General features: G+C 70.1%; 13 protein-coding genes and 1 pseudogene. 8 read left to right on the top strand and 6 right to left on the bottom strand.

Annotated elements, in window-relative coordinates; all coding sequences use genetic code 11:
- Window positions 1-210: 210 nt before the first annotated feature.
- A complete protein-coding gene (locus ACZ59A_RS27575; protein ID WP_470963592.1) occupies window positions 211-1,116 on the top strand; it encodes an NmrA family NAD(P)-binding protein in 906 nt (301 codons plus the stop codon).
- Here the strand turns inward: ACZ59A_RS27575 and ACZ59A_RS27570 are convergent, their stop codons facing one another.
- The gene (locus ACZ59A_RS27570; RefSeq protein WP_470963589.1) at window positions 1,117-2,646 is read right to left on the bottom strand and encodes an alpha/beta hydrolase; all 1,530 of its coding nucleotides are present in this window, start codon (window positions 2,644-2,646) and stop codon (window positions 1,117-1,119) included.
- A gap of 222 nt (window positions 2,647-2,868) precedes the next feature.
- Here ACZ59A_RS27570 and ACZ59A_RS27565 point away from each other — a divergent pair, with 222 nt between their 5' ends.
- Both ACZ59A_RS27565 and ACZ59A_RS27560 read left to right on the top strand, forming a co-directional pair.
- The gene (locus ACZ59A_RS27565; protein WP_470963586.1) at window positions 2,869-4,050 is read left to right on the top strand and encodes a sensor histidine kinase; all 1,182 of its coding nucleotides are present in this window, start codon (window positions 2,869-2,871) and stop codon (window positions 4,048-4,050) included.
- Window positions 4,051-4,728 carry a response regulator gene (locus ACZ59A_RS27560; RefSeq protein WP_470963583.1) on the top strand — a complete coding sequence of 226 codons (678 nt, stop codon included), beginning with the start codon at window positions 4,051-4,053 and terminating at the stop codon, window positions 4,726-4,728. It abuts the gene before it with no gap.
- Window positions 4,729-4,825: 97 nt separating this feature from the next.
- Here the strand turns inward: ACZ59A_RS27560 and ACZ59A_RS27555 are convergent, their stop codons facing one another.
- Complete coding sequence (locus ACZ59A_RS27555) at window positions 4,826-5,086, bottom strand: hypothetical protein (protein ID WP_470963580.1); 261 nt, start codon at window positions 5,084-5,086, stop codon at window positions 4,826-4,828.
- Window positions 5,087-5,196: 110 nt separating this feature from the next.
- Between ACZ59A_RS27555 and ACZ59A_RS27550 the strand changes: the two genes are divergently transcribed.
- The 4 genes and pseudogenes from ACZ59A_RS27550 to ACZ59A_RS27535 all read left to right on the top strand — a co-directional run bounded on the left by ACZ59A_RS27550 (window position 5,197) and on the right by ACZ59A_RS27535 (window position 9,459).
- The gene (locus ACZ59A_RS27550) at window positions 5,197-5,811 is read left to right on the top strand and encodes a TetR/AcrR family transcriptional regulator (protein ID WP_470963577.1); all 615 of its coding nucleotides are present in this window, start codon (window positions 5,197-5,199) and stop codon (window positions 5,809-5,811) included.
- Between the two features lie 142 nt (window positions 5,812-5,953).
- Window positions 5,954-6,724 (top strand): IclR family transcriptional regulator, encoded by a 771-nt coding sequence (locus ACZ59A_RS27545; RefSeq protein WP_470963574.1) that lies wholly within the window; start codon window positions 5,954-5,956, stop codon window positions 6,722-6,724.
- 163 nt (window positions 6,725-6,887) lie between these two features.
- Window positions 6,888-7,781, top strand: a pseudogene (locus ACZ59A_RS27540) (lyase family protein); the annotation flags it as partial.
- A 340-nt stretch (window positions 7,782-8,121) separates the two neighbouring features.
- Window positions 8,122-9,459: an MFS transporter gene (locus ACZ59A_RS27535; protein ID WP_470963571.1), complete on the top strand. Its 1,338-nt coding sequence runs from the start codon at window positions 8,122-8,124 to the stop codon at window positions 9,457-9,459.
- 33 nt (window positions 9,460-9,492) lie between these two features.
- Here the strand turns inward: ACZ59A_RS27535 and ACZ59A_RS27530 are convergent, their stop codons facing one another.
- A complete protein-coding gene (locus ACZ59A_RS27530) occupies window positions 9,493-10,287 on the bottom strand; it encodes a TIGR03084 family metal-binding protein (protein WP_470963568.1) in 795 nt (264 codons plus the stop codon).
- 81 nt (window positions 10,288-10,368) lie between these two features.
- Window positions 10,369-10,875, bottom strand: coding sequence for a flavin reductase family protein (locus ACZ59A_RS27525; RefSeq protein WP_470963565.1), 507 nt, complete (start codon window positions 10,873-10,875; stop codon window positions 10,369-10,371).
- Between the two features lie 77 nt (window positions 10,876-10,952).
- Here ACZ59A_RS27525 and ACZ59A_RS27520 point away from each other — a divergent pair, with 77 nt between their 5' ends.
- Window positions 10,953-11,474, top strand: coding sequence for a MarR family winged helix-turn-helix transcriptional regulator (locus tag ACZ59A_RS27520; RefSeq protein WP_470963562.1), 522 nt, complete (start codon window positions 10,953-10,955; stop codon window positions 11,472-11,474).
- Between the two features lie 50 nt (window positions 11,475-11,524).
- Here ACZ59A_RS27520 and tcuA read toward each other — a convergent pair whose 3' ends face one another.
- Window positions 11,525-13,039, bottom strand: coding sequence for an FAD-dependent tricarballylate dehydrogenase TcuA (gene tcuA, locus ACZ59A_RS27515; protein ID WP_470963559.1), 1,515 nt, complete (start codon window positions 13,037-13,039; stop codon window positions 11,525-11,527).
- Window positions 13,040-13,104: 65 nt separating this feature from the next.
- Window positions 13,105-14,040 carry a beta/alpha barrel domain-containing protein gene (locus tag ACZ59A_RS27510; protein ID WP_470963556.1) on the bottom strand — a complete coding sequence of 312 codons (936 nt, stop codon included), beginning with the start codon at window positions 14,038-14,040 and terminating at the stop codon, window positions 13,105-13,107.
- Window positions 14,041-14,042 lie beyond the last annotated feature (2 nt).

The raw sequence follows: 14,042 nt of genomic DNA, 5'->3' as shown, positions 1-14,042 counted from the left end.
CGCCTTCGCCGCCTTCGCCGCCTTCGCCGCCTTCGCCGTACGCCACCTTCGCCGTCGCGCGGAGCCGTCCGCACGCGCTCTCGGGGTGGGTGTGCCACTCCTACCCGCCCCCACAACCGGATGACTACCGTGCCGACGCGTGCCGGGAGCGTAAGGGTCCCTGACGAGCGCCCGGCATCAGTACAGAGCGCGAGAGAAAGAGAGCGGTTGATGTTCGTCATCACCGGAGCCAGTGGCCGTACCGGACGGGCCGCTGCTGTGCGCCTGCTCGACCGGGGATACCCCGTCCGCGCCGTCGGCCGTTCGGCCCGGCGGCTCGCCGACCTCGCCGAGCGGGGCGCCGAGGTGTGCGAGGCCGACCAGACCGACGCCGCCGCACTGACGGATGCCTTCCGCGGCGCGGACGGCGTCTACGCGGTGATCCAGCCCAACTACCTCCCCGACCACCCCGACTTCGGCGGCTTCCAGGACCGGGTGACGGCCTCCCTGACCCAGGCGGTCACCGCCTCCGGTGTGCCCCGCGTCGTCGGGCTCAGCAGCTGGGGAGCCCAACACGCCGAGGGCACCGGCCCGGTCGCCGGGCTCCACCGCTTCGAGCAGGCCCTCTCGGCCGCCCCCGGAGTGGACACGCTGTGGCTGCGGGCGGGCTACTTCATGGAGAACCTGCTGGACCACATCGATGCCGCCAGGCGCTTCCACCGCATCAGCGCCCCCTTCGCCCCCGACCTTCCGCTCCCCTTCGTCACCACCCGCGACATCGGCGCCAGAGCCGCGGAGGAACTGGCCACCGGGACCTGGCGCGGTACGGAGGTCCTGGAGCTCCAGGGCGAACGCGACGTGAGCATGCGGGAAGCCACGGCCGCGATAGCGAAGGCCGTGGGCGCGGCCGACCTCGCCTACGAGCAGATCAGCGTCGCCGCCTTCCACGCCGAACTCCGCAGGAACGGCGTGTCCGCCGACGTCGCGGACATGATGGCCGAGGTGGGCACGTCCCTGAACTCCCGCCACACCCGGATGCGGCAGCCCCGCACCGCCCGCACTTCCACCCCCACGTCCATCGAGCGGTTCGTCGAGGAGGAATTCGCACCCCGGTACCGCGCGACCGCACGGGAGTGATTACTCGCTCGGCTCCGCCGCGCAGGCGAGGTCCTGCGCGGGGCGCTGCCCGGTGGTCAGGAATGCCGTCACCGCGTCGTTCGCGCACGTGTTGGGGCCGAAGGGGTAGACGCCGTGGCCGCCCTGGTCGGCCGTCACCATCGTGGTCCGCTTTCCGAATGCCCGCCGCAGCTTCCGGGCGCCGGTGAGCGGTGTCCCCGGGTCGCGCTCGTTCTGCACCATGAGCACGTTCGACGGGCCCCGGTCGCCGATGCGCACCGGCGGCTCGGCCCGCTCGTCCGGCCAGAACGCGCACGGTCCGATGCTTGCCGCGGCCCCGCCCAGCATCGGGTACCTCAGCCGGTCGACCGCGACATCGCGCTGATACTCCCGGACCGTTCCCGGCCAGCGTGAATCACCGCATATCACGTAGAAACGGGCGGACATGAAGTTCTCCATGCCGTCCATCAACGGCGGGGTGTCGGGCGGCAGCGGCCGATCCTCGTCGAGCGCCTGCCACATCTCGGCCACCGAGGGCATGGAGGCGTCGCTGTAGAGGCGGTCGAAGGTGATCCCGCGGAACAACGTCCCGTCGATGCCCCGGACCGGCTTCGCCTCCAGCCGCCGCGCGAGCTCGAAGAATTTCGCGGTCACCTGCTCCGGTGTGGTGCCCAGGCCGTATTCGGGGTGCGCGGCCGCGAATGCCGCGAAGTCCGGGAACCGGTCCTCCATTCCACGGGCGAGTGACCGCATGGCCGTGACGTCGTAACCGCCGGGGCCCAGGTTGCTGTCGAGCACGATCCGGTCGCCGCGCCCCGGGAACAGGGTCGTGTACACGGCACCGAGGTAGGAGCCGTAGGACCCGCCGAGGTACGAGAGCTTCGGCTCGCCCAGTGCGGTCCGGATCCGGTCCATGTCGCGTGCGGTGTTCGCGGTGGTGGTGTGCGGCAGCATCCACGCCGTCCGCGACGTGGCGCACTGCTCGGCGACGGTCCGCGCGTTCGGCGCCTCCCGCGCGACATCGGCCGCGGTGTGCGCGTACGGCGGCACGTTGCCGCGGTTCCGCTGCGCCCGCGTCAGGTCGCAGGTCACCGGCGTGCTGCGGCCGGTGCCGCGCGGATCGAAGCCGATCACGTCGTAGGAGTCCAGCACATCCCGCGGCAGCTTTGAGGCGGCGAGAACGGCCGGGTAGCCGAGCCCTGTGATGCCGGGGCCGCCTGGATTGGTCAGCAGCACGCCGCGGCGCCGCGACGGCCTCTCGCTCGCCAGCCGGGAGATCGCGATCTCGATCTGACGGCCGTCGGGATCGCGGTAGTCCAGCGGGACTTCGAGTGTGGAGCACTCAAGACGGAGTGAGGCGGCCTTGCGGGGTGAGGTGGCCTTGCGGGGCGAGTCGGCCTGCTCCGAGCACGGGCCCCACCGCACGGTGTCCGGCGTGGCCGCCGCCGTGTCCGGCGTCGCCGCCGACACTTCCGGAATCACCGTCAGTGCCACCGCGGTCGTCGCCACCGTGGTGGCGGCGAGGGCGAGGGACAAGGTCTTTCTACGCATCCGATGTCCTCCTGGGCGGCGCACGGCGGTGGATGGGCGTCTTCGTCCGGTGATCGGTTGTCCCGGCATGTGAACGAGTCTGTCCGTGCGGCGCGGCAGGCACATCGGCCCGGCGGCCCGCCCCGCCTGCGACCGGAGGCGGGCCGGTGATGCGACTCCGGTCGAGGGCGCGTCATCCCGCGGACCGACTCGTCGGCCGCGCGGTGTCACGACAATGGACGGGTGAACACGGACGTCGCGCCACGGCTCGGGTGGTGGCAGCAGACCTGGCGGCTGGGCGCGGCCGCGGCGGTGGGCATACCGCTCTGGCTCTCCATCGGTGTGATGCTGCAGAAGCAGACGGGCGAAACGGGCTCGTGGTTCGTCATCGGTGATCCGCTGGTGGCTCTCGGCTGCCTGACGGCGCTTCTGTGGCGGCGGCGGTTCCCGCGCACCGTCGCCATGACGGTCGCGATCGCCTCGACCGCGTCGGCACTCGCTTCCGGCGCCGCGATTCTGGCGCTGGTTTCGATCTCCACGCGTCGCCGTCCGGCGGAGATCGGGGGCGTCGCGCTGACCTTTGTGGCCGCGTCGCAGTTCGCCGACGGGGCCTACCCGTTCCAGAGCCCGCCCGGCTTGTCGTGGTACCAGCTCGCGTTCCCGGCACTGATCGCGGGCATCGCGGTGGCCATGGGCATGGCCATCGGGGCGCGGCGCGTCGAAGTGCGGTCCTTGCGGGACCAGGCGGAGAGCGCGAAACGGGAACAGACCGCACGAGCGGCGCAGGCACGGGCCCTGGAACGGAACCGGATCGCCCGCGAGATGCACGACGTGCTCGCGCACCGGATCTCCCTGGTCGCCATGCAGGCCGGAGTGCTGGACCACCGCGGCGACCTCACCCCTGAGGAAAACCGCGTGCTGGTCCGCGGCATCGCCGACGCCTCCCACCAGGCCCTGGAAGAACTACGGGATGTCCTCGGTGTGCTCCGGGCCGACCCGGGCCGCCCGGAACCGCCCCAGCCCTCCCTCGACCACATCCCCGAGCTGGTGGCCGACGCCCGCACCTCCGGGCTGGACGTCAGGCTCACCACCACCGTGGCGGGAACGCCGTCCGATGCCGTCGGACGCACCTGCTACCGGATCGTCCAGGAAGGACTGACCAACGCCGCCAAACACGCCCCGGGCGCACGCGTACACATCACCCTCGACGGAACACCGGGCGACCACCTCGACGTCGGCGTCCACAACTCCCCGGCCACCACGGCGACCGCACCACCACCGACATCGGGATTCGGTCTGCTCGGCCTCACCGAACGCCTCACCCTCGCGGGCGGAGAACTCGACCACCACCCCACGCCCGACAGCGGATACCTCCTCACGGCGCGGCTACCCTGGCCGGACCCCACCCACGAAGAGAGAGCATGAGTGGATACCCAGCGGGAGCCGGTGCGCGTCGTCATCGTCGACGACGACCAGCTGGTGCGGATGGCGCTGCGGCTCGTCATCGACGGTGAACCGGACCTGACCGTCGTCGCGGAAGCGGCCGACGGGGACGCCGCGCTCACCGTGGTGGACGAACAGCGGCCGGACGTCGTCCTGATGGACGTACGGATGCCCGGCCGCGACGGACTCAGCACGACCCGGGAACTCCTCACCCGGCCCGCGCCGCCGCGGGTGCTCATGCTGACCACGTTCGACTCCGACGATCTGGTCCTCGGCGCACTGCGCGCCGGAGCACTCGGGTTCGTCCTCAAGGACACCCAACCGGCGCGGATCCTCGACGCGGTGCGGACCGTCGCGGACGGCAACCCCGTGCTGTCTCCGGCGGCCACGGCACGGGTGATCGCCGCGGCCACCGGCCCGCAGTCCGCTCACGCCCGCGACGCATCCCGCGAAGCCGCACGGAACCGGCTGTCCACACTGACCGAACGAGAACTCGACACCGCCCGGGCCGTCGCGGACGGACTGGGCAACCGGGAGATCGCCGAGCGGCTGTACATCACCGTCGCGACCGTGAAGGCGCACGTAGGCAACCTGTTCGCCAAGCTGGCGGTCGACAACCGGGTGCAGATCGCGCTCCTGGTCCGCGACGCGGAGGACTGACCAGCCCGGCGCGGCCGGTCAACGGTGCCCCGACGCACGGCATCCGCGCCCTCGCGACGCAGCGAGGTCACCAGCCCGCCGGTGGTCTGCGGGCTTCTCACGGGTGGCGGTCCGCCCGGCTCCTCGCGTAGTGACGGCGCGCCGCCGTTCCCAGCAGGGCTGAACCCGCGAAGCCGACCAGCAGCGTTGACCACTCAGGCATATGGGCTGCCCGCAGGAGGCCAGCGACGCCAAAGCTCGTATCCCACCCGGCCTCCGTGATGGCGGAGCCGAAGCCCTGGATGACGAGGATGGCACCGAACAGCCACAGCAGCCCCTGCCCTGAGCCGCTGTCCGTCCCCCTGAGCTGCTTCGCCATGACGAGCCTTCCCTCCCGGTGTCCGCGCATCGTTCCGATGCGACCGCATCACATCGTGCAGTCGATCCGGATACGATGCAAGTGCATCGGAACGTGGGAAGGAGTAACCCGTGCCCAGACAGGTCGACTACGAGGACCGGCGCCGACGGATCGCCGAGGCGGTCTGCACCCTGATCGCGCGCTCCGGCATGGAGGCTGTCAGCCTCCGCGATGTCGCAGCCCAGGCCAGCGTGTCCATGGGCGCCGTCCAGCGGTGCTTCCGCACCAAGCAGGACATGCTGCTCTTCGCGCTGGAGCACATCTCCCAACACGTCAGCGAACGCGCCAACCAGCGCATCGCCGCCGCCTCCACCCCCCAGGCCGCGTCGACCCTGCTGTCCCACACCCTGGCCGAACTCGCCCTGCTGGATGAGGAATCGAAGACGCAGGCTCAGGTCTGGCTGGCCTTCGTCACCCATGCCCCTGCCGACGAGAAACTGGCCGCCGTCCTGCAGGCCACCTATGCCAAGCTCCACGGCCTCATCGCGTGGCTCATCCGCTACGGCCAGGACACCCGGGAATTTGCCCAGCGCCTCGACCCCGATGGCGAAGCACACACGCTCCTCGCTCTGGCCGACGGCCTTACGGCCCACGTCCTGGCAGGCCACCACTCCCCGGCCACGGCGCTGGCCATCCTCCAACGCCACATCGACCACCTGCTGGAAAACGCATCCGACCGCGGCTGACGCGTCGCCGGTGGCCCGGTGGCCCGGCGGCCCGGGGGCTGGGCTGTCCGGCCGCGAGCAGCCTCGGTGACCAGGCCATACGCAGCGCCAGCGACCAGCCGTACACGTGGTGATGCTCTCACAGCAACGATATGCTCCCCGGGTGAGCTCGCCGCCCGACACCTCGACCGTCGCCCGCGTGGCAGCCGTGCTGCAGACCCTCGCCGCGGCTGAGGGCGAGCTCCCGGTGAGCGCGATCGCGCAGCAGGTCGGCCGCGAGCGCAGTCAGATCTCCCGCATGCTCAAGGCGCTGGCCGCCACCGGCCTCGTCGAGCAGAACCCGGACACCCGTGGATACCGGCTCGGCTGGCAGCTGCACGCACTGGCCGTCAAGGCCGGTGATCAACGTCTGGTCCGCACGGCGCAACCCATCCTGCGGGCGCTCGTCGCGGAGACCCACGAGACCACTCTGCTGTCCGTACCGCAGGGGAACCGCTCCTTCACCATCCTCCGGGAACGGTCAACTCACTCTCTCCAGGCCGGAGGGTGGGTAGGCCGCACCTCGCCGCTGCATGTCACGGCATCCGGACGCGCCCTCCTGCTCGACAGCACCAGCGAGGAGGTCCGTGACCTCGTCGAAGGGGACCTCGGTACCCCCGGCTACGGGCCCGACGCCCTGACCAGTCTGTCCGGGCTGCTCGACCGGCTTGCCCAGGAGCGCGAACAGGGCTGCACGATCGCCAACGAGGAACTCGAAGCGGGTCTCGTCTCCGTCGGCGCCCCGGTCCGCGACGCGGCGGGCCACATCGTCGCGTCACTCAACATCTCCGGCCCCACCAGCCGCATGCTCCGCTCCCTCGACAGCTACAGCACCGCTGTCAAGGCCGCGGCGCGGCGCCTCACCACAGCCCAAACCCGCACCCACCGCAGCTGAGAGCCGCGAGCATCTGAGCCGCGGTGCGCCAGGGCCGAGCCGTATCCCCAGCTCGTGCTGTGAGAGCAACATTGATTGTCGCCACAGCATGGCGTTGTTTAGCTTCCGTGAGGTGCGGCGCAACTACCGCGTCAGCGCACCATCGCTTCGAGGAGGGTGAACCGTGCTGTACGGCAAACAGACCGAGCTGGGGATCGAGAACTTCCCGGTCCGCGGCCGAACGCTCGGCGATCTCGCGCCGTTCGTCCGCAACTACGCCCGCGTCAAGCTGGCGGCCGCCCAGGCCAACCACGCGATGGGTGTGCTCGACGCGGCTCGCCGCGACGCGATCGCCACCGCGTGCACCGAGATCATCAACGGGGAGCACTCGGATCAGTTCCCCACCGCGCTGGTGCAAGGCGGGGGCGGTACGACCGCCAACATGAACGTGAACGAGGTGATCGCCGCGCGGGCCGGTGCCCTCGCCGGGATCGCGGTGCATCCGAACGACCACGTCAACGCGTCACAGTCGACGAACGACACGTACCCGACCGCGATGGCCCTGACCGTATCGGAACTGGTCGAGGGGCCTGCCGCGGCGCTGAACGAGCTGATCGCCGCGTTCGAGCGCAAAGCGACGGAGTTCGACCGGACTCCGCACCTCGGTCGCACGTGTCTGCAGGACGCCGTTTCCCTCACCGCCGGGGACACCCACCGGGCTCACGCCGCAGCGATCAGCCGTACCCGGGGCGGTCTGACGGCGGCCGTCTCGAAGCTGAGCGAGCTGTCGATCGGAGCGACCGCGGTCGGCACGGGCGTCGGGGCCCCGGACGGCTTCGGCCGGCGCTGCACCGAGGAGCTGGCCGCGCTGACCGGGCGTACGCTCACCAGCGCGGTAAACCCCTACGACAGCCTCGCCCACCTCGACCCCTATGCCGAGATCGCCGCGGCCGGTGCACGCGTCGCGATCACCATGGCCAAAATCGCGGCGGATATCCGTGTGCTCTCCTCAGGCCCCCACGGTGGCTTCGGTGACCTCACGATTCCAGCGGTTCAGGCCGGGTCGTCCATCATGCCGACCAAGGTCAATCCGGTGATTCCCGAGTACGTCATGCAGCTCAGCTTTCGCGTCCGCGGGCACAGTCACGCGGTCGACTGCGCGGTCGCGGCCGGTGAGTTGGAGCTGAACGTGATGGAGCCGGTCATTCTCGACGCGCTGACGTCGATGTTCGACGACCTCACCGCGGCAGCCGTCACCTTCGGCCGACGCTGCGTCGACGGCCTCAAGTGGAACGGGCCGCACCGGGAACGCAATCTCACCGGCGCACTCGACAGTGGGTGGAACTGTCCGCGGCCCAGGGGTACGAGACAACCACTCACCAGCTGCGTACGGACTCCCACAATGGGGGGCCGCGGACATGACCACCGACTCGCAGAGCCCCAGCACGGCCATCGCGTACGAAGACGCCCCACTCACCCGATTCCACATCAGGGTCACCGTCGCGGGCACCGGCGGCCAGTTCAGCGACGGCTTCATCCTCGGCATCATCGGCATCGTCATCGCCGCCGCCACCAACGACCTCGCACTCACCCCGCTGTGGATCGGGCTCCTGGGCGCGGCGGCTCTGGTCGGCCTGTTCTTCGGCGCCGTCATCACCGGCCCGATCGCGGACCGCATCGGACGCCGGCACATCTTCGCCTGGGACATGCTGGCATTCGCCGTGCTGTCGCTGGCCCAGTTCTTCGTCCAGAACGCCGGACAACTGCTGGTCCTGCGGCTTCTGCTCGGTCTTGTCCTCGGGGCCGACTACGTGGTCAGCAAGTCCCTGGTGACCGAGCACGCACCGCGCAAGTTCCGCGGCAGGCTCATGAGCCTGCTGGCCGTCGCCTGGGCCGCCGGCTACGTGTTCGCCTATCTGATCGGCTTCCTGCTGACCGGGCACGGCGATGACGCCTGGCGTTACATGCTCGCCATCAGCGCCGTCCCGGCACTGCTCGTCTTCGCGTTCCGGACCGGTGTTCCGGAATCACCCCTGTGGCTGGTCCAGCACGGACGCGAGGACCAAGCGGCCGCGATCGTCCGCCGTACGCTCGGCCCGGACGCGCTTCCGCCCACCGCCGCACCGGTCACCAGACGTCGCGGCGTTCGTACGCTGTTCAGCCCCGCCTACCGCAAGCGCACCGCCGTCGGCGCCCTGTTCTACGTGTGCCAGGTCGTGCCCTTCTTCGCGCTCGGCACCTTCTCGTCCCAGGTGATGGAAGCGCTCGGCGTCACCAGCAAGCTGGGAGCCGGAGCCCTCTACAACGTCTTCCTGCTGGCCGGTGCGGTCTTCGGTCTGCTGATCATCGACAGGATCTCCCGGCGGCACTTCCTGATCGGGACATTCGTCATCGGCGCCGTCCTCCTGGCGGCGTTGACGGCACTCGGCGCCGACAGTGGCCCCATCATCCCGGTGGCCCTGTTCACGGCGTTCGCGTTCGTGCTGTCGGCGGCGGTCAACCTGGAATTCGTCTATCCCCCGGAACTGTTCCCCACCGATCTCCGGGCCTCAGGTGTGGGGATCGCCGTGGCCGTCAGCCGCATCGGCTCGGCAGCCAGCACGTTCCTGCTGCCCGTGGTCGAGGACAGCTACGGCACCACCACCGCGCTGGGAGGATGCGTTGTCGTCCTCCTCCTCGGCGCCGTCGTCTGCTGGGCATGGGCGCCGGAAACCAGCAGGCAATCGCTGGACAGCGTCGACAACACCCGTGACTGACCCGTCAGATGGCGACGACAGCCGTTTCGCCAGTCAATGGGCTACTTCGCCCGGCGGCCGCCCCGGGCCGGGCGGGCCTGCGAAACACTGGGCGATGGCGAGCCACTGCTCAGCGACCTCGCCTCGGCAGGTCAGAGACGTGTCGAGGCGGTGCTTGCGTTGGGTGACCACCAGGGCGAAGTCGAGCGCGTCGCCGGTGACCAAGGCATGGGCGCTCTCCGGGCCGCGGACCCATGACCGGCCGCTGGGCAGGCGCAGCTCGACGCGCGGTGGAGACGGCGGCACGGGCAGGCCGCGGTTGGCGAAGCTGAACGCGAAGGTGATGTACCCGAGGTGACAAACGTGCCGGATCCGGTCTGTGGGCCGGCGGACGGTCTTCAGGGCGTCGGCGACATCCTGGCCGTGAGCCCAGTACTCCATGAGACGAGCTGTAGCCAGCGTCGCCGGGCTCATCGGCGGCCCGAACCAGGGAACCTTCTGTTCTCGACGCGAGAACGTAAAAGCCCTCAGCAATGCCGCGAAGGCGTCAGCCCATTCCTGTCGCAGTTGCTCCACCGAGAGCTCTTGGCGGGCTGCGATGTGATGTTCGAGGAGCTCGGCCAGAGCCACGTCCGTCGCGGGACGGGCACGCCGGAATTCACCGGGGTCGTCTACCGCCGCCTTGGCAAGAAGGTCACAACCGATCAGGTGTGACACGGTGGCTCCGACATCCCAGCCGATGGCCGGAGTTGGCCGCCGCAGGCTTGTCCCCGATGGGACGAGTGCCCGCAGCTGGTCGAACTCCGCCGTGAGATCGTCGAGCAGCTCGCGCGGGACTCCGCAGTCCATGGTGATGGCCCTTCTCCGGTCAACCCTTCGAGGTACTCCTGCCCTTGAGGCCGTGCCGCGGGGCTGCACGGTGCTTGCCGGTCAGGCGGATACGAGTTGGTTGTAGCGGCTTCGGAAGAACAGCAGGGGTGACGCCGTACTGTCGGCGTCGAGGTCGTTGACCCGTCCGATGACGATGTTGTGATCACCGGCGTCGTGTACGGCTTCGATCGTGCAGGCGATCCAGGCGACCGCGCCGTCGATGACCGGGTCTCCGTGCGACCCGGGCCGCCAGGTCACCTCGGCGAACTTGTCGCCTCCCGATACCGACAGCGCACGGCAGATCCACTCCTGGTCGGCGGCGAGAACGTTCACGCAGAAGGTGCCGCGCTCGGCGATGACCGGGAATGTCGATGACGTCTTGCCGGGCAGGAACGCCACCAGTGGAGGCGTGAGTGAGACCGAGGTGAACGAGGCGACGGTCAGGCCCACCGGCCTGCCCTGCGCATCGCGCGAAGTGACAGCGGTGATGCCACTGGGGAAGTGCCCGAGGACGGCCCGAAAGTGCGCGGTGTCGAGGACCGGGCGCCGAGAGGGTGATGTAAGCATGCTTAGATAATAGAAGCATGCTTAGATTTATTGCAAGCTTGCTGATGTTCCAGTCCAGCAGGCCGTATGCTGCACGGGTGACACGCGCTCTGCCCTACATCAACCCGTTCGACGACGGCCGGTCGCCGACCGGGGCCACCGCCGGCATGGACGAGGCGTCCTCGATGATCGATGCCGCCTTCCGGTTCGAGCGGGCGGTCACCAGAATCGGGAACACGCGACTGCGTCCGTGGAACATGACGCTGTCCAGCTACACCGCCCTGCGCATCCTGGCCAATCAGCCTCATCTCAGCCTCGCTCAGCTCTCACGCCGCTGCTACGCGCGGCCGCAGACCATGACGCGGATGGTCACGCAACTGGTGAACCGCGGCTTCGTGGCCCGCGACGCACATCCAGAGAGTGAACGGGCGCTCTCGCTCCAGGTCACCGAGGCAGGCTTGGCCGCCCTGGACGAGATGAGCGACGAGGTCCTCAAGATCAGCGAAACGTTGAACGCCACGCTGGGGCAGGAGGACATCGTCGCCACTGATGGCCGCCTGCGGCAGGCCGCGCTCGTGGTGGAGAACGAACTCCGGGACATGGGCCGCCCTGAGGAGTAGATCGACGAGCTCGACCGCAGCCCGTCCCTGTCCGGCCTGCTCCGCGCTCTTCAGGCCGGGTGAGGAACAGGTTGGGTTTCCTCCGCGGCGGTGGCTCCGGCCGCGCGGCCGAACACCGCGGCGCGCATGAGGGCGGCGCCACCGGGATAATCGCCGTAGAACAGGCCACCGACAGCCTCGCCGGCCGCGTACAGACCGGGCACCGGTGTCCCGTCCGCTCCGAGCGCCCGCCCGTCCGGGTCGATCCGGATGCCGCCGAAGGTGAAGGTGAGCCCCGCGACGGCGTGGTAGGCGACGAACGGTGGCCGGTCGAGGGGCGAGGCCCAGCGGGACTTGGGCGGTGTGATGCCGGCCGTGCCGCGACCTTCGGCCGCGCCGTCACCGGGCGGGCAGGCGTTGTTGAACGTCTCGAGCGTGTGAGCCAGCCGGTCGGCGGGCACCCCGATCCGCTCGGCGAGCTCCGGGACAGTGTGCGCGACGATGGGCACGGCTGCGCCGGCGAACTCGTCGGCCACCCGGGCCGCGGTCCGCTGGTCGAAGATCTCGAAGGCCGCGCATCCCGGCTGGCGCATGATCGCCTTGCCCATCTTCGAGTAGTTCTTGACCCACGGGCCGGGGCCCTCGTCGACGAACCGCTCGCCGTCGCGGTTGACGAGTACGCCGAGCCAGAAGCCGTGCAGCGGGAACGGAGGTGAGGCCGCACTGCGCTGCGGTGAGGGCACGGTCGGGTCGACCGCGGCCGAATGGCAGCTCGCCCAGGTCCCGGCCTTCTCCGCCCCGGCGCGAAGTGCGGCCTGGATCCCGTCGCCTGTGGCCAGACGGGTGCCGCGCAGGCGCACCGTCTCCCACTGCGGCCCCAGGTGCTCGCGGCGAAGTTCCCGGCTGGCCTGGAAGCCGCCGGTGGCCACCACCACCGCGTCGGCGGGCACGGTCTCGCCGCCGTCGCCGAGCACGGCACCCGTGACCCGGCCGTCGCTGCGCTCCACCTCCACCAGCGGTGTGCACCAGCGGATTTCCACGCCGATCCGCTCGGCGTGCGCAAGCAGGGGCCGGATCAGCTCGAACCCGCGCGACATTCCCTCGCCGGTGCACGTCAGGATCTGGCCGGGTGGAACGTGCAGGACGCCGTCGCGGACCGCGGCCCCCACGGTTCGGTTGAACGTGAAGCGAACGCCCTTCGCGGCCAACCAGCGGACCGTGTCCAACGACCGTTCAGCGAGCCCATTGACCAGTCGCGGCTCGGCTTGGCCGCCGCTCATCGCCAACAGCTCGGCCGCGTAGGCCTGGCGGGTGTACGGCGGTGCCTCGATCCGGTCGGCTTTCATGCCCGGCTCGAAGTCCTCCGTGATCGACGTCAGATCATCCGGCCCGTCATAGCAGAACAGAAACAACCCGCCGGAAAAGGCGGCGTTCCCGCCGACGTCCTCGCGGCTGCCCTTTTCCAGCAGCACCACGCGGGCGCCGGTCTCGCGGGCGGAGATCGCCGCGGAGAGCCCGGTCAGCCCGGCGCCGGCAACGACGATCGTGGGCGTACGGGTTTTCGTCACCGGTCCTCCTTGAGCCATGGTGCTGAACCGGCAGGTGTGGGTCGGGGTGGCTGAAGTGCGGGAGAGAAGACGCTCATGGGATGTCACCAGGTGAAGGAGAGGGGTTTGCCGGACTGGGTGGTGCTCGGTACGGGACCGGTGTGCCGGACGAATCCCTCGCCGGGCACGCCGACCTCGCCGGTGAGCCAGTTCGCCGTCTCCAGCAGGCGGGGCAGGTCGATACCGGTGTCGACCCCGGACAGTTCGAGCAGTTGCACGGCGTCCTCCGTGCACAGACCGCCGCCCTGGGTGCCGGGCATCGCCGGGTGGCCGCCGCTGCCGGCAAGGGAGGTGTCGATGTGGCGGATGCCGAGTTCGAGGAGTGGGAGCAGGGCGGCGAGGCCCATGCCGCGGTCGTCGTGGACCTGCACCGTCAGGTTCCCCGGCGGCACGTGCGCGAGCGCGGCGGTGACGAGTTCGCACATCTGGGGCGGCGCCGCGTAGCCGGAAGAGTCCGCGAGAATCCAATGGTCCACCCCTATGTCGAGGAGCCGCCGGGCCAGTGGTTCGAGATCCGCGCCGGTGCGCGGGGGGCCGGTCGGCCCACCCCAGGCGAAGATGACGTAGGTGCCGAGCACGATGTTCCGGTCCGCGGCGTACGCGGCCATGCGCTCCAGTTCGCGCATCGAGTCCTGCGTGGACCGTCCGATGTTGGCGCGGGCGAACTCCTCGTCAGCGGACAGCAGGAAGTACGCCGTGTCGGCTCCCGCGTCGATCGCGCGGGCGAGCCCGCGCAGATTGGCGACGCAGCAGCCGAGGCTGAGTCCGGGCACTCGCGGCACGCGGGCGAACACCTCCGCGGCGTCGGCGAGGCCCGGTACGAGATCGGTCCTGACGAAGGAGGACAGCTCGAACGCGCGGACGCCGGCGGCGATGAGCCGCCGCACGAGTTCGATCTTGGCATCGGTCGGGACCACATGGTCCTGGAAGGTCAACCGGGGGGCGATCTCCCGGATGCGTACTGCGTCGGGCAGGGACATGG

Source organism: Streptomyces sp. NPDC040405 (assembly GCF_055595765.1).
This window is presented reverse-complemented; position numbering and strand designations above follow the sequence as displayed.